Origin of the sequence: Pseudarthrobacter phenanthrenivorans (assembly GCF_036455295.1) — a bacterium.
GTDB lineage: Bacteria > Actinomycetota > Actinomycetes > Actinomycetales > Micrococcaceae > Arthrobacter > Arthrobacter phenanthrenivorans_C.
This window is the reverse complement of record NZ_JAYXNX010000003.1, coordinates 73,629-99,298: the sequence shown is the minus strand read 5'-3', so window position 1 is coordinate 99,298 and position 25,670 is coordinate 73,629. Positions and strand designations below refer to the sequence as shown.

11 protein-coding genes are annotated in these 25,670 nt (G+C 60.1%); 7 read left to right on the top strand and 4 right to left on the bottom strand.

Features of this window, described 5'->3' with window-relative positions:
- Positions 1-9: 9 nt before the first annotated feature.
- The 6 genes from VXJ37_RS04685 (at position 10) to VXJ37_RS04660 (ending at position 11,128) form a co-directional block, all read left to right on the top strand.
- Complete coding sequence (locus VXJ37_RS04685) at positions 10-3,087, top strand: type I restriction endonuclease subunit R (RefSeq protein ID WP_331321905.1); 3,078 nt, start codon at positions 10-12, stop codon at positions 3,085-3,087.
- Positions 3,084-3,632, top strand: a complete 549-nt coding sequence (locus VXJ37_RS04680) for a hypothetical protein (RefSeq protein WP_331321904.1) — start codon at positions 3,084-3,086, stop codon at positions 3,630-3,632. The genes VXJ37_RS04685 and VXJ37_RS04680 overlap by 4 nt, the downstream gene beginning before the upstream one ends.
- A gap of 296 nt (positions 3,633-3,928) precedes the next feature.
- The gene (locus VXJ37_RS04675) at positions 3,929-5,137 is read left to right on the top strand and encodes a DUF6361 family protein (RefSeq protein ID WP_331321903.1); all 1,209 of its coding nucleotides are present in this window, start codon (positions 3,929-3,931) and stop codon (positions 5,135-5,137) included.
- Entirely contained in the window at positions 5,130-7,007 is a 1,878-nt protein-coding gene (locus VXJ37_RS04670; RefSeq protein ID WP_331321902.1) for a phospholipase D family protein, read from the top strand. Before VXJ37_RS04675 ends, VXJ37_RS04670 begins: the two co-directional genes overlap by 8 nt.
- Positions 6,997-10,149 (top strand): helicase C-terminal domain-containing protein, encoded by a 3,153-nt coding sequence (locus VXJ37_RS04665; protein ID WP_331321901.1) that lies wholly within the window; start codon positions 6,997-6,999, stop codon positions 10,147-10,149. Before VXJ37_RS04670 ends, VXJ37_RS04665 begins: the two co-directional genes overlap by 11 nt.
- 136 nt (positions 10,150-10,285) lie before the next feature.
- The gene (locus tag VXJ37_RS04660) at positions 10,286-11,128 is read left to right on the top strand and encodes a hypothetical protein (RefSeq protein WP_331321900.1); all 843 of its coding nucleotides are present in this window, start codon (positions 10,286-10,288) and stop codon (positions 11,126-11,128) included.
- 63 nt (positions 11,129-11,191) lie between these two features.
- On the opposite strand, the gene VXJ37_RS04655 is transcribed toward VXJ37_RS04660, so the two are convergent.
- From VXJ37_RS04655 to VXJ37_RS04645, 3 genes are all read right to left on the bottom strand, one after another.
- Entirely contained in the window at positions 11,192-14,311 is a 3,120-nt protein-coding gene (locus VXJ37_RS04655; RefSeq protein ID WP_331322147.1) for a DUF3427 domain-containing protein, read from the bottom strand.
- Between the two features lie 141 nt (positions 14,312-14,452).
- Positions 14,453-19,801, bottom strand: coding sequence for a DEAD/DEAH box helicase (locus tag VXJ37_RS04650; RefSeq protein ID WP_331321899.1), 5,349 nt, complete (start codon positions 19,799-19,801; stop codon positions 14,453-14,455).
- Complete coding sequence (locus tag VXJ37_RS04645; RefSeq protein ID WP_331321898.1) at positions 19,798-22,896, bottom strand: hypothetical protein; 3,099 nt, start codon at positions 22,894-22,896, stop codon at positions 19,798-19,800. Before VXJ37_RS04645 ends, VXJ37_RS04650 begins: the two co-directional genes overlap by 4 nt.
- Before the next feature lie 251 nt (positions 22,897-23,147).
- Here VXJ37_RS04645 and VXJ37_RS04640 point away from each other — a divergent pair, with 251 nt between their 5' ends.
- Entirely contained in the window at positions 23,148-24,896 is a 1,749-nt protein-coding gene (locus VXJ37_RS04640; protein WP_331321897.1) for a nuclease-related domain-containing DEAD/DEAH box helicase, read from the top strand.
- A gap of 198 nt (positions 24,897-25,094) precedes the next feature.
- Here VXJ37_RS04640 and VXJ37_RS04635 read toward each other — a convergent pair whose 3' ends face one another.
- The gene (locus VXJ37_RS04635; RefSeq protein ID WP_331321896.1) at positions 25,095-25,469 is read right to left on the bottom strand and encodes a hypothetical protein; all 375 of its coding nucleotides are present in this window, start codon (positions 25,467-25,469) and stop codon (positions 25,095-25,097) included.
- Between the last annotated feature and the right edge of the window lie 201 nt (positions 25,470-25,670).

Sequence of the window (25,670 nt, the reverse complement as noted above, 5' to 3'; positions counted from 1 at the left end):
GGGAACCACATGGCGCAGCACAATGAAGTGACATTCGAGGACGAGATCTGCCAGGCCCTTGCGGCCGATGGCTGGATCTACGAGCCGCACCGCAAAGCCAGCGAGCTGTACGACGCCACGCGCGCCCTTGTTCCGGAGGACGTCTTCGCGTGGCTTGAGGACACCCAACCTGAGCAGCTGGCGAAGGTCCTGAAGCCAACGGACTCCCAGGCCGAGCACGAGCTCGCGAAGCGGCTGCTTCTGGACCGGTTGTGCAAGGTTCTAGACAAGCCGGCGGCCAAGGAAGCCGGCATGCTATCCGTGCTGCGCGCCGGGTTCAAGGACGTCGCGGTCAAATTCGAGATGTGCCAGTTCAAGCCGGCCATGGGCTTGAACCCGGAGACGCTGGAGCGCTACGGAAAGGTCCGCCTCCGGGTGATCCGGCAGGTGCACTACTCCACGGTCGACACCCTAAAGAGCATCGACCTGGTGCTGTTCGTCAACGGCCTCCCGGTCGCGACCATCGAGCTTAAGACGGACTTCACGCAGAACATCAATGACGCCGTCGAGCAGTACCGTAGAGACCGGCTGCCCCGCAACGGCAAGAACAAGGACGAGCCGCTACTGTCCTTCGGCCGCCGCGCCCTGGTGCACTTCGCTGTCAGCAACGACGAAATCCAGATGACCACCGAGCTCAAGGGCAAGGACACTTACTTCCTGCCCTTCAACCTCGGCAACGACGGCCATGCCGGCAACCCGGTCAACCCGAAGGGTTCGGCCACGAGCTACCTCTGGGAACAGGTCCTGCAGCGCGACTCCTGGCTGAATATCATCGGAAAGTTCCTGCACCTGCAGATCAGCGACAAAACCAACCCCGTCACCGGCGAGCGGGAAGTCCGCAAGTCCCTGTTGTTCCCCCGCTACCACCAATGGGACGTCGTCAACCGACTCATCGAGACTGCCCGAACCGAAGGTCCCGGCCATCGCTACCTGATCCAGCACTCCGCCGGATCCGGGAAGACCAACTCCATCGCCTGGACCGCGCACCAGCTCAGCTCCCTGCACGGTTCCGGGAACCAGAAAATCTTCGACTCCGTCATCGTCGTCACTGACCGGACCGTGCTGGATGCCCAGCTGCAGGACGCGATCTACCAGATCGAGCACAAGTCCGGCGTCGTCGTACCCATCCGCGGCACCGCCGGCTCCAAGTCCGCAGAACTTACCGCTGCGCTGGCGGCGCGGACACCGATCATCATCGTCACCATCCAGACTTTCCCGTTCGCGTTGAAGGCCATCGCCGAATCCCAGGCGCTGAAAGGCCGGAACTTCGCGATCATCGCGGACGAGGCGCACTCCTCACAGACGGGCTCCACTGCGAACAAGCTGAAGAAGGTCCTCTCCGCAGAGGAACTGGCGGACGTCAACGACGGCGGCGAGTTCGACATCGAAAGCTATCTCGCCGCCGAGATGGCCGAGCGGGCCGACGCCAAAAACATCAGCTACTTCGCCTTCACCGCCACGCCCAAGGCCAAGACCCTTGAGCTGTTCGGCCGCAAGGGCTCTGACGGGCTGCCGCAGCCGTTTCACCTGTACTCCATGCAGCAGGCCATCGAGGAGCGCTTCATCCTGGACGTGCTGCAGAACTACACCAGCTACAAAGTGGCCTACCGACTCACCCACGAGGGTCGGGACTACGACTCGGACGATGCCCAGGTGGAGAAGTCCGAGGCGCTGAAGTCCCTGATGAACTGGGTGAAGTTGCACCCTTACAACATCAGCCAGAAAGTCCAGGTGATCGTGGAGCACTTCCGCGCCAACGTCGCCTGGCGCCTCGACGGCAAGGCCAAAGCCATGGTGGTCACCGGCTCCCGCAAGGAAGCGGTCCGGTACAAGCTCGCGATCGACAAGTACATCCACGATGCCGGCTACTCCGGCTTGGGCACCATGGTCGCCTTCTCCGGCGAAGTCAACGACGACGAATCCGGTACTGAGGCGTTCACCGAGCACAACATGAACCCGGGTTTGAAGGGCCGCACGCTGCCCGAGGCGTTTTCCACGGACGAGTACAAGATCATGCTGGTGGCCAACAAGTTTCAGACTGGCTTCGACCAGCCGCTGCTCGTGGCGATGTACGTGGACAAGAGACTGTCCGGCGTCTCCGCCGTGCAAACCCTGTCCCGGCTGAACCGGACCGCTGTCGGCAAGGACCAGACATTCGTGCTTGACTTCGTCAACGACCCGGCCGAGATTCTTGCCTCCTTCCAGCCGTACTTCCGCGAGGCTGGGCTGGAAGGCGTCTCCGACCCCAACGTTGTTCACGACCTGCAGGCCAAGCTCGACGCCGCCCAGATCTACCTCGAGTCCGAGGTGGACGGTCTGGTGAAGTCCTACGTCCTGGAGGCCGGCAACAACGCGCTCTCCGGCTGGGTGGCCCCGGCGAAGTCACGCTTCAATACCCGGTACAACGCCGCCGTTGCCGAGGCCGACAAAGCCGCCCAAGACGAGCTGGACCTATTCAGGAAGGACCTCGGCTCGTTCGTCCGCGCCTACGACTTCCTCTCCCAAATCGTCGACTTCGCGGACACGGATCTGGAAAAACGCTCGATCTACTACAAGCACCTCCTGCCCGTTCTCAGGGTGAACGACGCCAAGGTGGCACTGGACCTATCCGGCGTCGTGCTGGCGAAGTACGCCCTCAAGGACAAGGGCCAGGCCCAGCTGCAGCTCTCGGGCGAAGGGGAGTTATTGAAGCCGTTAACGGAGCCGGGTACCGGCCAAGCCAAGGATCCAGTCCTGGCCACGTGGGAAGAAGTCATCCAGCAGGCAAACCTGCCGTTCGAAGGCGAGGAACTGGATGCGGTGGCGCACTTTGTGGAGGGCGTGCGTCGGGAGCTTGTAAAGAACGAGACGCTCCAGAAACAGGCACAGAACAATACGCGCAGCCATTTCAACACGAGTCCCGAGCTTCATGTTGCGCTGAGCACTGCTGTCATCAATTCGATGGAGAGCCACCGAAATCTCAGCATTCAGGCACTGGGCGATAAGACGAAAATGCAGGCTTTGCTAAAGATGCTGAGCGAGCTGGTCTACGAGGACATGCAGTCATGACCGCGGGGTGGGAATGGGTTGAGATCGGCGCGCAGTTCGCGACTATCGTAACTGCGTTGGCTGTGTTCCTTGCTCTGCTGCAGTTGATCCACGGTCGCGCGGCAAAGCACCGCGACTTCGAGAACTTATATGTACAGCGCTATTGGAACCTAATGGACCGATTTGAAGGCAATCCCTGGACGGCGACGTCCGTGGATGACCTCGTTGAAACCGACAGATCCAGGGTCTCGGCATACCTCCAGCTATGTGAAGATGAACTCGATCTGCGACGCAATGGTTTTGTTTCAACCAAAACGTGGGGAATTTGGGTCGATGGCATGAAGAGTCAGTGCGCTCGCCCGGCCTACAAAGGCTCCTTGGACATGATGGATCCGTCCGAACTTCCCGCGCTACGCGACTTCCTCGACAACGAAAATCATGACCCGTTGAAGATGAATCCGCTCCTGAAGTGGTGGACGGGCATCGGAAATACTGGCCGAAAACCAGCCACAAGGCGATCAACTACCGATGAACGAGAACGGGAGGCCTCGTCACAAGAACTGTGATGCAGGGGCCAGAGGCGCAGTCAACAACGTCGTGGTAGACCGGCAATCTTCACGTTGGATGTAGTTGGACAGCGCATCTCGAAGCACCCAAGGGGGTGGCTTGCCTCTTAATCTGAAAGAGTTGCTTTTCTCAAGATTTCAAATTCACTGAAAACGAAAGATTCGCTCAAGATCGCCACAGCTTCAAATTTTGCCGGGCCTAAGTGCCTTAAGGTGCTGCTTGGGGGACGAAACGTAGTTGCGAAGTGCCACCAGTACAGATGTTCGGCACTATTGCAGAATCGAGTCCTCACTTAATGGCTTCCCTTATCTCCTGGCTCGACGCTTCCACCGAAGAAAACTCGAGGATGCGCGAGCTGGTGAAGCTGTTCGGCACGCCGGAGACCACCGATGACCTCGGAATGGGACAGCTCCGCGACGCGATCAGCAACAGCCTGTTCCCAGGAACATCGGTCCTGCATCTCGGTGCCCGCTACCTGCTCCTTGTCCCCTGGGCCTACCAAACCGCACAGCATGGCACCAGAAGCCCGGATGACCTGCGCAAGCGGGCGGAACAATCCGAGCGGCAACTTATCGGCCGGCTCAAAGAGCTCGGTGTGGACAGCTTCATCGGACGCGACGCCGGAAGCAGCGTCCGGCAGCTCCCATCAGCCGCCTATTGGTCGGCCCTTCGTCGTTACGAGATCGTGAACCCCGAAACGGACCGTTCCGCCGTCGCCCAGCTGATGTGCGCTGACGCGTCTGCCCCCGAAGACGGCGAAAGCCACTACTCAGTTTGGAACCAAACACTGCCGCAGCCGCCCCTCGGCTTCCCGCAGGCTGAAGAACGAGGGCTCACCCTCAGCCACGTAGAAGCACGCTGGCTGCAGGAACGCATTCTTACCACCTGCGCAGGGACAATGTTGGCCCACGTAGTCGGCTCCAAGACGAGCCCTACGCCGGGCCTCGGGGCTCCGTGGCTGGATCCTGCCTGCCGCAGCGCAGAGGGGGAACCTGCTCGGTGGCTTCAAGACGCAGAGGCCTTCTCCTTCGTCCACAACGGCGCCACGATCCTCTATCAGCACCTCGTGGCTGTACTCTCCATGCAGCGGTTCGCGTCCGGACCGGCAACCCCGGAGCCCACACAGATTCTCTTGGAAGAGTGGGAAGCCAAACGGAAAGGCAAGCGGGACCTCCTGGCCACTTGGGATGTGGACGATTATCTGGCGCGCGCCAAGGCGCTCAACAAGGGCATCAACCACAACACCGCGGAGTTCGCACGCACAATGGTCGCTGCAGCCTTGAGCCCCAACAAACTCATCAACAACCCAGACTTCCGCGCCGCCGTCGAAACCCGCGAAAAACTGATGAAAAAGTCCAACTCGCGGTTCCGCAACGAACGGCGACTCCGTGCCTGGCAGCCACCAACCGGGGTCGGAGCACTGTCGTTCCGTTGGGCCCAAGTCCGACGAACCGTCCTCGACATCCACGCGGGGCTCGACCTGGAAGGACAGTCCCATGCTTGAGGCAGCCAACCGGCAGGCACTCACCCAGCAGCTGCGGCCGCCGGCCGGGTTCAGGCTGGCACACGCTGTGGGCACCACCTTCACCCTGGACATGACCAGTGCGCTCTCCGTGCCGTTGAGCTTCGTAGCGGGTTCCGGCGAAGAATTCACAAACCCCGTGGCAATTCTCAGCGCTCTGCGGAAAGTCTCGGACCGCGTCGACATCTTCTGCCAGGCGGGCCACATCAAGGCGCCGAAGGACGCATCGGACTTGCTCGCGCTGCTGGAGCCCATGGTCCACCAAGTCAGTGTTAAGCGTGGCCTCTTCCACCCCAAAGTGTGGCTCCTTGAATTCGACAACGACACCGCGCGCTGCTACCGCTTCCTTTGCAGCAGCCGCAACCTCACCAGCGACGCCAGCTGGGACCTTCTGGTCCGACTGGACGGTGAACCAGTAGGAAGCAGTGAGGACGCCAGCCCTGATAGCGGTCCACTGTCCCGTTTCATCGCCGGGCTCCCCGAGCTATGCACGGTAGCGCCCGACGCCGGCCGGCTGGCTAGAGTGCGGGGCCTCGCTTCCCGTCTGGCTAACGTCCGGTGGGAACTGCCGGAGGACATCCACAGCTTGGCCTTCCGCCCGATGGGCATGGGCGAAGAGTTCGAGCAAGGCTCAATCGCGGCCCACCTCCGCGATCCCAAGAATTTCGCCGCACTCAATAAGAAAACCGGAGACGCAGCCCATCTTGGCCGCGACAAGCTCGTCATCTCGCCCTTCCTCGATGACGTCCTGATCGGCCGGCTCCGGGACAAATGGACCGACAACCTTTACGTCTACTCGCGGGGCGACCAACTGGACCTCCTCAACCCCAAGACCGTGGCTGATGCCCGCACGTCCTTCCAGGCCTTTGACGAGCTGGGCATCCCGGAATCGTCCACCACCGGAGTGACTGAGACAGACGCGTCCGGGATCCCGAGAGTCAGCGATGATCTGACAGGTCTTCACGCCAAGGCTTACTTCTGCGACTACGACCACCACACCTATGCCCTCCTCGGATCAGCTAACGCTACAGAGGCAGGATTCACGAAAAATGTGGAGTTCCTGCTGGAAATGCGCGGCGCCAAAAAACGTTTGGGTGTGCAACGGATCAAGGACAGCCTCAAGGACGTTCCATTCGAGGTCTATGACGGAGCCGGGGGCGAAGAGCCCACGGACGAAGATAAGGCGGCCGTCCGTCTGGAGAACGCGCTCCGGGATGCGGCAGCAGAGAGTTTCATCCTGGATGCCATCCCAGATGGAACGGCTGGGCACACCTACAAGGTGACCGTTTCGCACTCGTGGTCGCCAACCGCTGACTTCAAGGCGGAATTAAGGCTACTTTCCCTTCCGCAGCCAAGCGTCGCCGTCGAACCTTCCAGCAGCCAGGAGCACTGCTTCCACGCAGTGCCACTCGCTGACGTCACTCCGTACCTGGTGCTCACACTGCACGACCCCGCGGCCAATCTCTCCAAGAGCACAGTCATCCAGGGCAGTCTGCGCACCGATCCTGCAGGGCGGCTGGACGAGATTATTGCCAGGCAGCTCGACGATCCGCAAAAACTCCGCCAGTTCCTCCTCCTGTTCCTCACCCCGGAGGATGCGCTGCCCGGCTCCGGGGCAGGCACGGGATGGTTCGCCGGCTCCGGGTTCGGGGACGGCTCAACGGCCGGACTTTACGAGGCAATGATCGGGGCAATGGCCGGTCCGGATGCCTCGTCAGTCTTCCCTGATCTGAAGGTAGTTATGGACCGGTTGCTCGCTCTTCGCGGTAATGATCCCGAAATCCAGCAGCTGCATGTGCTGTGGACAGCAGCTGCGGAGGCACTAGACCTGGAGGAACTTCGTGGGGTTTGACGCAACACCTTCACTGGAGGGCCTCCGCGGTTTTCAGCGCCGGACGGTGGAACACGTCTTCAAGCGCGTGTACCTGGATGACCAGCCGGCGGACCGTTTCCTCGTTGCTGATGAAACAGGGTTGGGCAAGAGCATGGTTGCCCGCGGCGTCATTGCGAAGGCCATCGAACGACTTGATGAGCCTGACTCCGGTGTGGACCGGATCGACGTCGTCTACGTCTGCTCCAACGCCGACCTGGCCAAACAGAACCTCAGCCGGCTGAACGTCACGGGACAGAAGGACATTATCGAGTCCGGCAGGCTGACGCTGCTGCCTCTCGAGTTGGGAAAGCTCAACGCCCCGGCAGCTGACGGGACGCGGAAACGCGTCAACTTCATCTCCCTGACTCCTGGTACCTCATTCAATGTCGGTGGGGCGACCGGACAGGCCCGAGAACGTGCCGTTTTGTTTCGGATCCTTGAGCAGGTTGGCTGCATCGTGACTGAGAGTCACGCTACGGCCATTGAGCTGCTCCGGGCCACCGCTGGAGTTCCCAACTTCTCTTGGGAAGTGCGGCGCCTTGAAGAGCGCTTCGAGGAAGGCTTTGAGCCGTCCGTTTGCGAAAGGTTCATAGCCGGCTCCCGGAAGAGCGGCAACCTGCAGGCATTTGAAGAGGCTATGGAGGAAGCGGAAAGGTTCGGGGCTGAGGGCGTGAGGCCTCGCATGGCTGCCATTATTGGCGGCCTGCGTGGAGACCTTGCCCAAGCCGGCATGGACTGCCTGGAGCCGGACCTCATCATCCTGGACGAGTTCCAGCGCTTCCGTGACCTGCTCTATTCCCCCGGCTCCTCCGCCGATGACGAAGATGCCGCGGCGGAACTGGCCCGGCAGTTCCTGAACTACAAGGGCGCCAAGCTCATACTGCTGTCCGCCACCCCATACAAGGCGCACACTGCAGCAAACGAGGCCGACGGCGACGATCACGCCGCAGATTTCCGGCAGCTTCTGCGGTTCCTGAGCAATGAACGCTCCGGGTACATGGAAAGCCTCGAATCCGACCTGGATGACCGGCGCACGCAGTTGTTGAAGCAGGCCCCCGACGAGGAATTGACGCATCGGATCGAGACCCGGTTGAAGATGTTCATGAGCCGGACGGAACGGCCGCAGCTGGGCAAGGACGACATGCTGTCGATCATCCAGATGGCGCCGACCGATGTCCGAGCCGGTGACCTGACCAGCTATAAGTCCCTGTCCGCGTTGTTCCGTGCCACCCGTACCGGGAATCCCATGGAGTACTGGAAATCTGTGCCGATGTTCGCCCACTTCCTGACTGACTACAAGGTGGGCAGGATGCTGGACGGGCGGATCCAGTGCGACCGGGACGCCGTCGACCCGTTCCTGCCAGCCCTCGCAACTATCGACGCTGAGGCTTACAAACGGTACGGCGCGGTGGAGACTGACAGCCCGAAGTTCCGGGCTGTGCGCGATCACACGATAGGCCAAGGCTGGTGGAAGCTACTGTGGATGCCGCCGTCGCTCCCCTATGTTGAGCCGTCAGGTGCTTTCGCCGAGGTAGGGCCTACCGTCACTAAGCAGCTAGTTTTCTCCGCGTGGAACGCCGCACCCACCGCGATCACCACAATGCTTTCCTATGAGGCTGAGCGGCAGATCCTTGAAGGTTCTCCTCTGCACGGGGAGAACACTGCGGAGGCACGCAAGCGCTTCCGGGGCCGTCTGCGTTTCCGCGTACGCGACGGGGAGCCGCAGGCCATGTCCACTCTCGCTCTGTTCATCCCCCATGTCTCCTTGGCTATGGCGGGTGACCCGCTGAGGAGCGCCTCTTTGCGCGGGTCCGTGGTGTCGGCAGACTCCGTACGTCAGGAGGCGGCAGCGGCTGGGCGGGACTTGGTGGGTGGCGCCGTCGTCGACCCCGCCAGCCGTCTCGGCGCCTGGGCGTCCTACTTCTCGGTTCCGGGTGCCCTGCCCGCTGAGTGGACGAATGACGCGAAACTGGCCGCACGCAAGTTGCGGCAGCTGGACGAGTGGGCCCAACAGCAGGGTAAAGCCTCGAACGGAGGCGACGCGGAACAGGACGGCGGCTCCGAGGCCGGACTCTACCTTGCCCACGTGGACCGGATGCTTGAGGCAACCAGCGGCGACCCAGCCGGATGGGAGGACGGTCTGGAGGACCTGGCCGTAAACTCCCCCGCCAATTGCCTCTACCGTGCCTTTCAGCGGGTGGTTCCGGAGGACTTCGACGGAGCCGAGCTCTGGAAAGCTGCAGTCTTTGCTGCAAGCGGGCTCCGCACGCTGTTCAACCGGCTCGATGCCACGGAACTCCTGGACAAGCTCTACCCCGAAGGCGACTACTGGCAGAAGGTCCTGCGCTACTGCGAGGAAGGCAACCTTCAGGCTGTGCTGGACGAGTACGTCTTCCAGCTGCGCAGCCAGCAGGGGCCCGAGGCTATAAGTAATGACCAGCTATGGACGCTGGCCGGTGACATACGGCGCGCGCTGTCCCTCAAGCCGGCGCAGATGCTTGCCAAGTATCCCGACGAGTCCCACGACGACCTGCGCATGGGTGTCCGCTTCGCTGTTCGCTACAGCAACGCCAAAACAGACGACGGCGACAGCAACCGCATGCCCGACGTCCGTCGCGCCTTCAACAGCCCGTTCTGGCCGTTCGTCCTGGCCTCGACCTCGGTAGGCCAAGAGGGCATCGACTTCCATTGGTGGGCACACTCGGTCATTCACTGGAACGTTCCTGGGAATCCCGTCGACTTCGAGCAGCGTGAAGGGCGGGTGCACCGGTATCTGGGGCACGCTGTTCGGAAGAACGTGGCTGCTGCCCATGGGGCTGCGGTGCTGAAGCCTGGGGTGACAGACCCTTGGACGAGTCTCTTCGAGGCGGCGGCAGCAGACGTCGCGGCACGCCCTTCGGATTCCAGCACGGAGTTTGCCCCGCATTGGATTCACCCAGGCGCACACAAAATTGAGCGCCGGCTACTGGACCACCCGTTGAGCCGCGACGTGCCACGGGCCAAACAGATGCTTGATGGTCTGGCGAAGTACCGGCTGACCTTGGGGCAGGCGCGGCAGGACGACTTACTTGGGCTGATCAAGGACGGGGCTGAGTTGAAGCCGCTGGATTTGCGGCCGTGACTTTTCGGGGATGGTTCCCAGTCCTGAACGACCTCCTGCGTGTATGCCCGGTCTCGCCCGCATAACATGACGTGCCTAAATGTCGGTCACCTCGCATAGTCTCGACTGAGGTCAACTCAAGGAGGTTCTGCGATCCGTGAACAACGATGCACTCACAGTCGTCCTGACTATGCTCTCGCTCAACGTCGCCTACTTGATCATCGCCCAAACGGTCCTTGCGATTTCGTACGTCGCTAGAGCGGTAGCCCGTAAAGTTCGACCGCATTCACGATTGGCCACTCGCGCAGGTCTTCGCTACATGATTCTAGTACCAGCAAAAGTTGCCATGCCAATTTCACGAAAGGATGAATGGAGACTCGTAGACAGTCTCTCCATCGCTGGTAAGGTCAACGTCGAGCTATTACTGATACTGCCTTTAGCAAACACCTTGTCCGTGGCAGCCGTCTTCCTGTTATCCAGGACTGCTTTCTCGTCACTTCTGAATGCATTTGCAACTTACGTGGTGATCGAAACTTTGGCTTTTATGTTGTTTTCCCCGGTTCTCATGCACATGCGGTATCGTCTGACACCGATCGACAGCATAGGTGAAGCAGCGCGGTACTTGTCGCTAAGCGCGCAGAAGTATAGAAGGTCCGAATCATATTGGGCCAAGCAAGCATATGCGACTAATCTTCGGCGCTTTCTGTATGTCGCTTCCAAGTGCGGTGTTCAGAACAGCAATCGTTACGTGGGCAATCTAATACGCACGGCACAAAACGACAAACGTACTGCAGCCGAGGTTCACAGAAATATTGGCGACGTCTTCCAGATCGCTAGCGGTATATACAGCGGCGACTACGTGTGGTCCAGGACAAGCAAGGGCTGGTCACTTCAGAATGGACATTGGGGCTCCACTGCATTGAAAGTACTCGCTTTAGTCCCTGGGCTTGCCCTAATTTGGCAGGTCGTTCTCGGCATCATGACCCTCACCAGAGGGTAGGCATAATTTGGCATGAACTGATGACTGGTAGTGCACCGGCTATTCTGCGGTGCCCCCTGCACATCAATGCGCCATGGCAGCAGCCGTGGCGAAGACATCCGCTGGCATAGGCCGATGCAGCTTCCAGGTAATCGCGATCGGTTTCTCCCCCGAGTGCTGCACGTAGTCCACTTGCCCCAGACATGTGTACGGAACCGTCAGCCCTGTCTCGTCATCTGCCGTGTCCCTTGTGAAGATCAGAATCCTTGAGCTGTGGGAGGCCCGGTCAAGATAGCGCCGTCCCGTCGGGCTGCCAGGCGAGGTAGCGTTCTGCGACTCCCAGTGGAACAGTTCCGGACTGATGGCGTAGTCCTTGTACATCGTGGTCGCGGAGTGTTTCTTGTCGTCCTTGTTCAGGGTGACAAAAAAGGCGTCAGTGGAAGTAGCAGGACACCATGCAACGCCCTCGCGGTGCTGCACGTTCTTGCCCTGTTCCAGCGAGCCGTACTGCAACGCCGCCAACACCTCCTCGCGCCGGTAGGTTGCATGTGACAGCAGCGGGATGTGCTGCAACCCTGCACCAAGGCTCTTCGCTGCGTGTTTCGATGCGGCCACTCCCAGCTTCACCACCTGGCGGATCTCGCGGCACACAAACTGGTAGCCGCGCAGGTGGTCCAGGCCGTCGTCGTACGTCTCGAATCCTCCGCCGTCATCCCACAGCGTGTAGAACAGCATGCGTGCAAAAGCCTGCTCGCGCATGCCAAGGTCCGCATAGCGGGGCGCGTCGGGAGCGACCAACATGGAGTATGCGGCGGCACGTTCCTGATCGTCCACATGAATCAGTGCGGCCATGCGGCCCAGCAGCTTCTTTTCCTCCGCGTCCGACAGCTCCTCGAGCTTGCCGCGCAATGCGGTCTCCAGGGGTGAAAGCCCCTCGATCAGGCCAGCCTGCCGGAGGTAACCAGTCCACGAGTCTCTGGTGGACCGGTAGATCGTCTTCACCTCGTTCCCGGACCGCTCCAGATAGGCCTCCAGCTCGGTCTCGGCGTATGAGGCGATGTCCCGGACCAGCTGTGCCCGGTTGAACCGCAGCTGTGCCTTGATGTTGTTTAGCACCACCTTCTGCGCCACCCGGTCCAGCACGATCTGCGAACCGGACGGCAGGTACGGGAACTCGTCCTCGACAGCCTTCTCCAGCTCCTTGCGGCCGTAGCCGGTCAGCGCCCGGTAGCGCAGATCAAAGCGAAACTCCCGGCGCTGCTGGCCGATGAAGTCCAGGACCGTCAGCACCGCCTTCCCCTCCGCACGGCGCAGCCCGCGTCCCAGCTGCTGAAGGAACACCGTGGCACTCTGCGTGGGGCGGAGCAGCAGGATGGTGTCCACCTGCGGCAGGTCCAGTCCTTCATTGAACAGGTCGACGGCAAAAATGCAGTTGATCTCCCGCTGCCCCAGGCGCCGCAGGGCCTCCCCGCGGTCAGCATCGTCAGTGGTTCCGTCGACGGCAACGGAGGCAATACCCGCCCTATTGAACACCTCGGCCATGTAGCGGGCGTGCTGGACGGAGACGCAGAAGCCGATGGCCCGCATCTGGTCGGTGCTGGTGACCTTGTCCCTGAGTTCGCGGATCACCTTGGCGGCGCGGGCATCGTTGCCCGTATAGAGGGCGCTCAGCTGGGTGGTGTCGTAGTTGCCGCGTTTCCATTCCAACTGGCTCAGGTCGACGTCGTCGGATACGCCGAAGTAATGGAAAGGCACCAGCAGGTCGGCGTCGAGGGCGTCCCAGAGCCGCAGTTCGCTTGCTGTCCGGCCCTCGAAGAACTGCTGGGCGACGTCGACGCCGTCGCCGCGTTCCGGAGTCGCCGTCAGGCCGAGGAGCTGCTGCGGTTTCAGGTGGTCCAGCAGGCGGCGGTACGTGGGCGCCATGGCGTGGTGGAACTCATCGATGACGACGACGTCGAAGAAGTCCGGTTCCAGCTGCTCGATACCGAGCGAAGACAGCGACTGGACGGACGCAAAGATGTGCTTCCACTCATGCGGCTTGTGCTCCCCCACGTAGAGCTCACCGAAGGCGCCGTCCTGCATGACGTCACGGTAGGTGCGCATCGCCTGCTTGAGAATCTCCTGGCGGTGGGCAACAAAGAGTAGTTTTAGGTCTGTGCCAGCAATTTCGCTCAGCCGCTTGTAGTCCAGCGCTGCGATGACGGTTTTTCCGGTACCGGTGGCGGCAACCAGGAGGTTGTGGTTGAAGCCCTTGAGCCGCTCCGCTTCCAGGTCCTCCAGCATCTCCTCCTGGTGAAGGAACGGCTGAACCTCAAGACCAGTAGTTGCATCCGGCGCCGCTGTGCGACGGCCGCCGTTACGCTCCAGTGCAGCGTCCAGCTTTTCGCCGTCGCGGTCCGGATCGTAGCTTTGGAAGGCGCGCTGCTCCCAGTAGCTGTCGAAGGTGACCTCGAACTTCTGCAGGAGGGCGGGCGTTGCGACGGAACTGAGCCGGACGTTCCATTCCAGCCCGTCTAGGAGGGCAGCCTGGCTCAGGTTGGAGCTGCCTACGTAGGCGGTGTCGAATCCGGTGTTACGGCGGAACAGCCAGGCCTTGGCATGCAATCGAGTTGCCTGCGTTTCGTAGCTAATCTTTACCTCGGCCCCGTACCGGTTGACGAGCTCGTCAATAGCTCTGCGTTCGGTGGCGCCCATGTAAGTTGTGGTGATGACCCGGAGCTTGGCGCCGCGCTCCTTGAGTTGCTCAAGGGCAGGCTCCAGGAGCCTGAGGCCAGTCCAGCGGACAAAGGCGCAGAGAAGGTCCACTGTGTCGGCGGACTCAATCTCGGCCCGAAGCTCGGCAGCAAGGTTGGGATCGTCCTTGCTGTTAGTCAGCAAGGCGGAATCGCTCAATTTGGTGTTGGGGCGGCGCAGGTTGCGACGTTTGAGCTTATCCGGGCGATGGAGAGACTGGAGCTGAGTTGGACCCGGTGCGATGCGGTTTCGGGTGTCCAGTTCCTGGAGAAGCCTGTTCGCGAGGGCGACTCGATCGGTGGGTCTGGCTGACGCGAGGGCTCGCCGGACGGCGTCGGCGACGTGGCGGGTGAGTACGTCCGGTGAGTCTTCGTCCTCTATGTCCGCGAAGACTGGCTGGAGTCCTTGCTCTTGCTTCAGACGGTCACCGAGCAAATCCGTGTTGAGCAGCTCGTACAGGCCCTCGGGCAGCCGCTCCGCTGCCAATCCCCCAAAGAAACTAGTCACTGCGCCAGGCTACTAGCGATCACAGTCGAAGCACGGAATGGCGCGGATCAGCCAGCCAACGAACTTGTTGGGCGAGCTGACCCGCGCAATCCTCGGCCAGCCGTTTTAGAGAGCGGAAGCCTCGCGTTCGATTGCGGAAACGAGAACTGGGAGTGCACGTCTGTCGAACTCAAAATGATCGCTCATAGAGAGTCGGTAGCCGGGTAGCTCCATTTTTGCCTCGGCTATGGCGGTTTCCCTTCGTGGATCTTTGACATCGGCAGCGCCTCGGAACCACAGCGGATGTCCCACAAGAACTCCGACTTTCTCATCTGGGATGAGTACGACCGGAACATTCAGAGATCCCACCGGCACGACATCGCATGCGGGATCGATGGACTCTGCCGCGGACTGAACCTCCTGCCTGCGGTCGAACCATCGAGCAAGTTTCAGTTCATCCCCCGCGCATAAATCAAGCATGTCGAGCGCCAACCGCCAGTCAAGTACGCCGTGGAGCCGTTGGTTGTCCCACGACCTTAAACAGTCCGGGCAGGACGTGGAACATCCGGCATGACTGCCGTCCTCGTACATGAGCCGCAATGTCTCACGAGTAGAGCGCAGGAGGTCCTTGAAATTCTCCGCTTTGGCGATCTCCACCGCGTATCCGGCTCCGTTATCCAGGCTGTCGGCCAAAAACACTCTTGCGGTCGGCTCTCCCGAAGTAGTCAGGTGCTGAAGGCCCGCCTGCATCTCCTGTGGGTCGATATCCAACTGGGCCTTAGCTCCAGCGCGCATCACCTCAGCGAGTGACCATAGGGCAGACATTCCTGCTGGTAGTACTCCTGCAGAGGTGGGAATGCTGCCGCTAGGCGTCTTCAGCCGCGTGAATGCGATGGTGACAGCATCCGTCGTGCGGATCTCCCCGATGGCGCTCTTACCAATCTCTATGCCTGAGGTTGGCATGTCCTTCCAACCACGCGTATAGATCAGCTTGTCTACAGCCACCACAGAACCATCGCCCTGCCGCTTAAGATCGAAGAGACGTCCCCGGTTGTCGTTGTACTGAAGTAACTTGCCCTGCTCATACAAGCGGACATCGACGCCTAAGACTTCTTCGAGCGCCGTCTCCTTTTGGGCGGAAACGAATGTAGGAAGGCTTTTAGATTGCGCACGCGAGCCGTCAATACGGTAGGGGCGGGGCTTGTACGTCGTCCTGAACCCCCGAGGCTCAAACATGGAGAACCGAATCACTTCAGAGCCGCAGTTCTCACATACGTCATTCACTTTTCGGTCGATGAAGGTTGTTGCGCACTCCGTACAGGAAACAACTTCATGGGCAGCTCCAAGCGGGTCGACAGGTAACCATGCTTTGCCTGCCTTCTCGTAATGTGCGAAGCCGGCTGCTGTATGAACCAGCCCGTCCCGGACAACTTCGGCGCCCGGCGCGTAGTTTGTAACAGCCATGGCAAGGGGTCGGTCAGCAACAACGTTGTCGTCCAGCACCCGGCCCATCACCTCACCGTCATACAGATTGCGCACTCTCGTCGGAAATCCAAAGAGCGGAAGAAGACCGCCCAGCGCCAGGACCAGGCTAAGTTCGTCGTCGCTTCGTTCCGGAAGTGCAATTATTCGATCCACTTCTGCGACAAGGTCCGTACGCGCCCAACGCTCGATCTCCAAGACTTGCGCCTCAGTGAGCTTGGTGTAACGGCTCAGCTGGCGGACGATCTCGCCCACGCTCGAATGCGTACTCAGCCACTCCGCGACGCCTGGCCGATAGTCAACCCACGAGTCGACTTTTCCGAAGGATCCATGAAGGCTCTCCGGAGTCCACTCTGGACCTCCCGCAACGGATGAGAAGGCCTGTTTGAGCAGCTCAGACGCCGCGACCCGCTGTACGATTCGTGGACGCCCTAGGTCCAGGAAGGGCTGCGGCGGAAGATCACCCGTCATTCTGTAAGCATTGTTGTAGTAGTACTCATCGTGGGCCGAGTCGCGGCAGGATGTGATGGCAAATGAGAACGCTTGCCCCGCGCGGCCGGCGCGTCCAACTCGCTGCTGGTAGTTGAACCGTTGGGGCGGCATGTTGGCCATGAGAGTAGCGTTGAGCGCACCAATATCGACGCCGACCTCCATAGTCGTCGTAACGCTCAATACATCGAGCTGGCACGTTCGGGAGTTTTCTTTCGGCGCTGGTAACTGGATGCCCTTAAACCAGCGCTGGCGCTTACGTTGTTCAGTGGCTGGCTTGGTCTGGGCCGTTAGCTCTGCGACCGCTATTCGCCTTAGCTCCTGGCTGGCAAGCCACCTGTAGTAGTCCCCTCCGTATGCTGCCCCATCGTGTCTTGAAAGTGTCGAGGACTCGCAGCCCTTATTGGCGCAGACTCCAGCGGAGCCGTGGAGGTGGACAAAGCCACAGCGGTCGCAAATCCAGACGTGCCCGCGTGGAGGGGCAAAACGTATGTGGTTGGTTGGTCCGTGTATTTTCAGGATCCAACCGTCGTGAGTCAGCCCCTGACTCCTCAGGGCGGCGTATGCCCATGCCTCGAGAGTTCCACTATCGACGGCGTGAAGGGCCGAAACTCGTTTCAAGTAGTCCCGGACAGCGGTAGGCGTCTTGATTCCGTCCGCCCTGGCGGCGAAAGATCCCTCGTAGTTGAGATCGAGGCCCAACAACCGCACGCAGCTTGCAGCAACCTCGCTGGCGAGCTCGTCGTCGAGGCCGGAACCGGTCCCCGAAACCTCAGCACGGATCCAGGCAAGCCCGGTTGATTCAACATCGCGCCGACCGGCGTCGAACACTTGTCGCGCCAACTCCATGTCCAGCATGTTGCCGAGCTTTTCTTGTGCAACAGCCGAGGAAGCAGCATCAGCCTTAATCCAAAGTCCCGGTTTAGGCGGCGCGTAAAAGGTGTACCAGGGTTCCTTGTTGAGCTTCTGGGCAAAGGGCGAGGGGCCCCCCGGGCTGGTTCCCAAGTCGACCATCTGTGTTTCGATCCGAACTCGGAGGTCGTTCCATGCGATGGATTCGGAACCAGCTGAGTTCAGATCCGACAGTATCTGAAGGTCTGCCGGGCTGGCCACACCCGCAGTTGCACGCACGACCGCTGTAAGCGCCCCTGGATTCGTCTGGAGTATGTGTTGTGCTTGGGCGAGTTCAGCCGGCTTCAGACTCGATGGGTCGGAGGAGAAGCGTCGAAGAATATCCACAACATCTGTGTCCGCTGCTTCCGAGAGACCTCTTCGGAGCATTTGCACCAAGATGTCGCTGTACTGGCGGGTCGCCAGGGAAGCGGCCGTCCGGGCCGCAGAATCTCGATTGTCCGTGAACACGATGGTTCGATAGTCCGCCGGGCGCTCGCCAAGGCTCCGAGGGAGCTGACGTAAGTATATGGACGTAGTCTGCGCCGGGGATGTTGCGTGGCCCTGCAGCGGCGACGCGACCTGGCCTTGGACAAATTCGGCCGTTTGTCGTCCCTGCTGGCCGCATTGGGGGCACCTACCTGGGATGGCGGGCGTTGCGTGCGCGTCGCCCTTGCCGCTGATCTGAAGCACCCACCCATTCACCCCGTCTAGCGGCCCCACTTCAATGCGGCCACTAGTTTCCAGTCGTGCCCGGACCCAGGCAACATCGAATGAGTGACTTGACCATTTACTGCCGGCGCCAACGGGAGGCTGATCTCCGTGAGACGGCCAAAACCATCTGTACATGCCGCGATTTCGGCGTGTTACCAATCCCGGCGCGTCTGACAAAATCCCCGCGGGTGTCGCGCTCAGGCTCTCTGTTCCATCGCTGAAGGGCAAAACGTAACCGCCCAGGCTCGTATCACCACACTCGCCACACAAGATGAGCTCTAGGACTCGGCTGCCACAGTCGTCGCAGACCGACACTGGTTGTCCGAAGAGTTTCCCGACATTGCGGTGTTTGTCTCGTCGCTTAGCCGTCACCCCGCAACAATGAGCGTTGCTGCATGCCCACAACCCGGAGAGGACCCGCGCAAAGATATGCCCGCGCAGAGGGACACCAACTTGTTGCCCGAGTGCCACGGCTTGGAATACTGCCTGAAGTGCTTCCCCTTCAGGATCCTCACTGCCGAACAACCGTTGCGAAATAGTTTTGAGGAATTGAGCCCGATACCTGTCTTCCTCCTCCTGAAAGCATGCCACCGCAATTGCCTCGGAGAGTTCGGCAGAGCGATTTATCAAGGTGCCCGCCGCGTGTTCGCTGAGCACCTGGTCCCGGCTAATTGGCAGAGAACTCGTAATCGCACTGGGCTGCCCTTTAGTGACAAGAAAGCTGTTTCTCGACGATCCGAAGAACTCCTCCAGGAAGTTCAAGCCTTCATCGTCCTGATTCAGTGACGCGCTGGCGGCGATGATGCGTAGCTGCGGACTGTCCGGCTCCAGGCCTAGCCGACTCATGAGTCTGCGTAAGAGAAGTGCAACTTCGCTTCCGGCGGAGCCTCTGTAGGAGTGGAGTTCATCCACTGCCAACGTGAAAACGTGATCCGGCGATTGAGCAAGCCATTCACGTGTCTGCCGAAAAAGCGGTGCTTCAAAGTCTCGCATCAAGATCGCGTTGATCATGGCGAAGTTGGAAACCATGACGTCGGGCGGGTCCTGAACCATATCCCAGCGGGTGACCATCTCATGAATCGCCGGGTCAGTGAAGAGGGACAAATCGCCCTCCTCCACGGTTCCAGCGGACACGAGGCTCTCGTACTCTTCGGCCATCTCGCGGAGTTCCTGGATTACCCGAGAAACAGCACCCGACTTCAGGGAGGGGGCTGGGAGTTTGTTAGTTCCGGGTGTGGCGCCCGTGTACCTCCCAAACCAGAGGCGTGCCTCTGGCCGCGTCTCGGAAATCCTGCGAAAAGCAAGGCGCAGACGTGTGAGCTGATCCTCAACTAATGCGTTCGTGGGGTACAGGATCATCGCCCGGACTGCAGCCTTGCGCTTCTCGTTCTTCCGCATCGGGCTGAAAGTGTCCCCAGTCCACCATCTGTTGACAGGCCCAGGCCTGCTCCAGCCCTCTGATTCCTCCACGAGCCGCAGCAAGATAGGCAAAAGGATTGCCTCGGTTTTGCCAGAGCCAGTGCCCGAGGTAACGACAACGTTTCTTTTGCCCGCCTCCCCTGCTCCTCTGTTCGTCAGGATGCTCGTCGCTTGATGTCGCCGAACGCCTAGCCGTTCCCCCGGCCTCACATACTGTCTGAAGAATGCGTCTCCGACGGTACGTCCAACCGATTCTGAATATCCCGCGGCCATAGCTACGTCGACGAGATCATCAGTAGTCGGGTACGGGATGACAGGTTCGACCAAGGGTTCTTGAAATACTTGGCCGGGGGCAGCAAGAAGCTCGTCCCGATCTGCAGCAAGCCCTGGGGATCGAAGGCGATAATTCGTCGAAAAGTACCGTGAAAAGGCCTCTTTCAGATCATTGCTGACGCTGATTGGATTCGGGCAGTAGCTCATGATGTCAGCTTTCCAATAATTGCCTCTGCAGCGGCCACGGGTACGTTGAAATAGTGCACGGATCGGTCGGCAGGCACCATCTCCGGTAGATCCCCATCGCCCATCACCGCCGCTCTGCCATATAGGCCAGGAAGTTCGGCTCCGACCGGGACCGACAGAGTCTCCGCTGCTGGGTCATAGGCGATCAGGGGACGTTTGGCTTCGAGAGCGGCAAGGTGTTTGCCCAGGTGCACGGTCACAAGGGCTGCCGCGCCGTTGGCTATGTCCTTTGCATTGCGATAGTAGTAACGCGAGCTAAAGCTCCGAGAAACGCGGTAAAGGCCCGGAAATTGTGCAGCCTCAACCTCTAACCAAGCGGCAGAGCGAGTATCGAAATACTCATAACTATTCGCGAATGGCATCTCCCGCCGCTCTAACCCAGCGGCGACGGATGAGAGCGCAGGCAAGACCAGCGCAAGTGAATGTGAGGCGTGTGGCACGAAATCGAACTCGAATTCATCGGCGACTTCGGCCAAGTCCTGGACCGAAAGATCGGTGACCGTACGCTGGGCCTGGCGGTGAGGCGCTTTGATGGTCACCGAAGCCCCTAAATCTTGAAAAGCTCTCATCGCCTTGTTTTCCAGGTCTTTGGGCCAATAACCGGTCAGCAACCACGTCCCATCCGACAACTCACCCATGCACGTTGCTGCTGCTTCCCAACGGATTGCTTCGAGGTCCGCATTTCTTTCAAACTCGAGGATCCCCAAGGCCTCAAGGTCGAGCAGGAGCTGATTCTCGAATATGGCGGAGTCTTCGAGCTGGCGCGCGAGAACCGAAAATTCGTGACGCGAACCTGCACCAAGATAGAACAGCGAGTCGATTAGAGCTGTCCAGGGAACAGAGGCCGTCCGGAGTGCCGGGAGAGCTGTTTTTTGGCGAGGCGCTGCCCCGGTTCCATTTTTGCTCTTCATTGCCCGCGTCGGGTAGCGCTTACTCATCCCGCACTGCGTGCAGACGCCATACATCCATCTTGATTTCGGCCACTTCCCGTCGAAAAGCGGCAGACTCCAGCGATGGCGCCCCGTGACGACGCAGGAATCCGCCGCCGGTCCGCGTACGATCAGAGCCGACGGTTTCGGGGCGATTTTCCCTTCCCTGTTCCAGTCAGGTCGCTTGGAAATCGTGCGGCGCATATAGCCAACTTCGGGTGCCGAGACAGCGATCCCGTCAATACCCGGGGCTGCGGCTTCTGCACTAGGGACGCTTCGGATTACCCACAGCTCGTCTTGCAAATCATGGCAAAGGGACCTGAAGCGTTGTGAGCAGTCAGGACTCGGTGCCAACGAGCTTCTGAGCTTCACCGCCACTGTCTGCAGGGTGGTTTTACCCCGTCGAAGAGCAAGGGTGAAGTCGTCCACTCCCCGCGGGATCACGTCCATATCAACCACGGCGGGCACAGCGAGTCCGGAGCTGATAACCGTCTCTTCAGTCTGAAGAGACTCTGCGTTACGGGTCAGCATTACTAGGTCAACCGGCTCGTCAGTTTCAGAAGCGATTATCACCTGGATTGGACTCAAAGCGCTCCAACGCGGTACCCGTCCTGGCAGTTTAAAGCCACCCGAGACCGTCATCTGAGTAGACAGCCTCGGCTGAAACGCGGATAGATCGGCTCCCATCGCAAGGGAGGAGTCCGGCGTACGTAAGAGCATGACGTCTTTGTATACGGTCCAACCGACGGGTACACCTTCGGCGCCCCCTGGAACTGCCACGTAACCCGGCTGGGCTGCATCGGCCAGAATCTTGGAGACGGCGGCTATCAGCTGCGGCTCGTCCTTTACCAGAATGCGCGAAAGGGCAGCTGCATTAATCCGGTCTGATTCTACGTAAGCCGCCGAAAAGGCATCTCGAGTCAAAATAATGACATTCTTGGGAACTCGCTGCAATTTGGCGCCACTAGCTGTTTGGATCTGCAAATCGCCGCCCAGGGCTGAGCGCACATCCACGCCAACCACTCGTAAGTCGAAGCCGGCGGAATCCACTCCTATGAGATCTAGTGCGAACTCCCGCAGAGCCCCATCAATGCCCTCTATACGGCAAATATCTCCCTGAGACGCGGAAGATCCCACCGTAACTCCGAAGCGCATTTCAGTACGTAGCCCTGCCCTGCTGTCTCGCAATGTCAGGAGAGCACGAAGGTTCCTCTTGCCGGTGCCGTTTTGGACGCTGGTGTTTGTTTCGGAGCCTTCCCAAGTGGCGAGCTCCGCAAGCGCGATTTCAACAATTCGGCTCTGCAGCTCTGGTGAAGACCACATCTTGCGGAGTGCTGCGTTCGCTGAAGTTCGCGACGATGCGACCCAGACCTCCATAGCGCCATGCATATCGACATGGGACACCGTTGTTCCCGCCGTAAACCCTTGTTCCTCAAACATCTTCTTGAGATTGCGGCGTTCCCGCTCACGAACCAGCGCCTGAGAGATTGGGAGTCCAACGTAGCGATGCATCAGGGCGTAGGCGCTGGGCAACCCTAGCTGACCGTCATGGTCCTCCAGCCACAAAGAAAGAGATTCCCAGAATGCTTCGCTTGATTTCGTGAACGAAACGCGAAATCGGCTAGATTCCTGTGGAGGCACGGTCAAAAGCCCTTCTAGGCTCGCGTAGTAGCTCGACTCAGAGCCCCCCGAATTAACATTTGCGCCGCCCATGCGCTCAGCTGCTGACGACAGCAAAACCAACAGCGCGATGTGAGGAGGAGGCGGTACTGCAGCTGATTCTCTGAGTGCCTTTCTTCTCTTGGCCACCCAAGACTTAGTTAGAAGTTCGAAGTTAGCAAAACATGCCCGACCAGAATCCTTCCAGCAAAGATAAGCTCTGACGGCCCGGGCTAAAGATTCATCACCATGCTCCGGTAATACCCCCATAACCCGACAGGCATTCGAAAAAGCCAGATCGTCCTTATCCAGGTATACAAGCTTGCCGGCATTTTCCTCGTTGAAGAACGCCTCGGCGAGAGCCTCATTCCAGTCCTCATACTCAGTCATCATCGCCCGCTCGGCGCCGGGGGTCGTAGCCGATGCGCTTGAAGGTGTCAGGCCCAAGAGCGCCTGGTAGTTCGACATGATGCCCCCAATTCGCTTGGGGCCCATAACGATGCCCCGAATTTGCCGAGCCATCTGCTTAACCTGACAAAGCTTTCCCGTACCGAGCATATTTCTTGACTCGCCAGAAAACGCCGACGACCGGAAACCTTGGGCGAAATTGAGCTCATCTTGATGCAATAATGCGTTCTTACTCTGATTCCGTGCGGTCACCGCACGGCGGACTTCACGACTCCGCAGACGTTCGACCCGTGGCGCAGCGGCAATCGCGAATGGTCCAGCTAACGTTGGATCAGCGAATGTGGGAGACCGGATTATCAATAGGGGCGGCAATGCGGTGCATTCCGGAAGAACCGGAGTTCAATGAAGGACAGCTGGCGGAAAAGGCCGTCTGGACTGCTCTGAAAAACAGCCTCCCAGATGACGTTGTCTTGGCTCACTCCGTCCAGGTCCGTGACGGCCGAAGCGAGCACGAAATAGACATCCTGGTCCTCTGGCCGAATGTGGGGATAGCCGCCATCGAGGTCAAAGGCGGCCAAGTCAGCATTAATGACGGCCAGTGGTACCAGTCGGACCGTTCCAGAAAGCGCAAGATCCAGAGCCCAGTGGCGCAGTCCCAGAGCTCACTTCACGCCCTCAAGAATTGGCTCGAGGAACAGCTCGGGTCCCGCGTCAGCAGCCGCTGTGTCTACATGGTGAGCCTGCCGTACTCCAATGTACCGAGGACCTGGACCATGGCCGGCTGCCCCCGGCCGCTCATCCTCGACCAGACGGGCAGCAAGTCTCCTACCGAGCTCGTGCGTTTGGCGATCGAAAACGAAGGTGGCGGCGCTAGCCCGCTGGCGCCGTCCTTCCTGGAACGGATCGTCCGCAAGCTGGGCGGGAACCTAGACACCGCCGTCGTGCCTTCCACCACGTCCAAGGAAGACGAAGCAGCCCAGGACTACCTCACGGAGCGCCAGTCCATACTGCTGCAGGCAACACGCTCACTCCCCCGGATACGCTTCACCGGCGGTGCGGGCAGCGGCAAGACGTGGCTCGCCGTCGAGAAGGCCCGCATGCTCAGCAAGCAGGGAAAACGCGTGGGCCTGTTCTGCTACAACAAAGGCCTGGGGCAGTACCTTCAGGACCGTGTGGCGAGGTGGCGCCAGGCGAAGCCGGTGTTCACGGGCGAGTTCCACGAGTACGTGCGCGGGCTGGGCGTCCCCGACGGGCAGGGGCAAGACTACTTCGATGTGGAGATGCCACGTCTCCTGAAGGAACTCGCCGCTCAGATGAACCCTCAGGAACGCCTGGACGCCGTCATCGTCGATGAGGCACAGGACTTTGCGCCCCTTTGGTGGGAGGCGCTGCTCGCCTGCACCACCAGTCCCTCCGCTGGCGAGGTGTACGCGTTTATGGATGACCGGCAGGACGTATACCGGCGGCGGGGAGGTGCGACGGCGGACTTCGCTAACGGCCCGATGGCCTCTTTAGTGCCGATCCACATAGATGATAATCTCCGCAACACCCGGAAGATCGCCGAGACGTTCAAGCCGTTCGCGGGCGAACACTTCACGCCCCGGGGAAGCACCGGCCTGGCCGTTCGGTTCGTGGACTGCCCCACCGAGGACGCGCTTGAGGTCGCCGGGTACTGCGTCGAGGCCCTGATCGAAGAAGGCTGGGCGAACAACCAGATCGCGCTCCTCACTACCAAGGACCGCCACCCCATTCACCTGGACTATTTCCAACGCGGAGCCACCGAGGAGTACTGGCGTGAGTTCCACGCAAACGAGGCCGAGTTCTACGGCCACGTCCTGGGCTTCAAGGGCCTGGAACGGTCCCTAATTGTTCTGTGCGTCAACGGTTTCAAGGACATAAACAGGGCACCGGAACAGCTGTACGTCGGGCTGTCCCGCGCGCGAAGCCTGCTGGTAGTTGTTGGTGATTCCGCGCTGCTGGAGGAGGCAGGCGGGCGTGAACTGAAGCTCGCGCTCTCTCGTACGGAGGCTTGGAATCCACTGAAGCTCGCCTTGGGGTGAAAGCCGTTCCTGACCGTGCGACCAACGCCAGCCTGAAGAGGCGCGGTCCGATTTGTATGGCGAGGAAGGTAGCGCCTGTCCTAGCAGTTCGAACGTGCACGAACGGCGGCTCGACGAGCGACTCCGTCGTACTAGTCCCCTCTCCGAACCTAGCAGCACTTGTAACCCGTGCGGCCAGGACGGGGCACTCAGGGGGATCTACTCGGAGAAGACAAAGTCGAGGGTGACTTCCGGATCAACGCTTGCGACGATTCCTGAGTAGAAGACCTTGGCTTGCTCTTTCAACGCATCTTCGTTTTGGGCGATGTACTCCTGCTTGTTCTCGTCGCTGAGAATGCTGTTGATCATGCGGGTTTGGACGGCTGGCGGCGTCAGCCAGCCGAGCGCGTTGTTGCTCTCGAGGGCGTCCTCGAACACGGGGCTGTTAAAGCCGATGCCGACGAATTGAGGGATGGTCACTCGAAACGACCTTGAGCCGGTGGGTTCGATCTTCACCTGTGACCCATCGACGCCTAATTTTGCGTTGAACTTGTACTGGATCAGCGTCGTTTTCTCGCTTGCGGGTATGGCCACGCCGAGAATCTCTCCATTACTTTCGTTCCTCGTGACACCCTCGATGTGAAGACTGAGCAGGGCGACCTCTTGCACCCGCGTGACGGATCGAACGACTTGGGAATCACGTTCGCTGGAGCTAGTACTGAAAAGGGATTTGAGCGCTAGGGCGTTTAGACCACCGGATGCGAATGCTACAACCGCTCCCCCGACCAATAGCCC

Coding starts and splice junctions, on each gene's coding strand:
- VXJ37_RS04685 (WP_331321905.1), top strand. CDS start 10: ATGGCGCAGCACAATGAAGTGACATTCGAGGACGAGATCTGCCAGGCC.
- VXJ37_RS04680 (WP_331321904.1), top strand. CDS start 3,084: ATGACCGCGGGGTGGGAATGGGTTGAGATCGGCGCGCAGTTCGCGACT.
- VXJ37_RS04640 (WP_331321897.1), top strand. CDS start 23,148: ATGGTCCAGCTAACGTTGGATCAGCGAATGTGGGAGACCGGATTATCA.
- VXJ37_RS04645 (WP_331321898.1), bottom strand. CDS start 22,896: ATGTCGAACTACCAGGCGCTCTTGGGCCTGACACCTTCAAGCGCATCG.
- VXJ37_RS04650 (WP_331321899.1), bottom strand. CDS start 19,801: ATGAGCTACTGCCCGAATCCAATCAGCGTCAGCAATGATCTGAAAGAG.
- VXJ37_RS04675 (WP_331321903.1), top strand. CDS start 3,929: ATGGCTTCCCTTATCTCCTGGCTCGACGCTTCCACCGAAGAAAACTCG.
- VXJ37_RS04670 (WP_331321902.1), top strand. CDS start 5,130: ATGCTTGAGGCAGCCAACCGGCAGGCACTCACCCAGCAGCTGCGGCCG.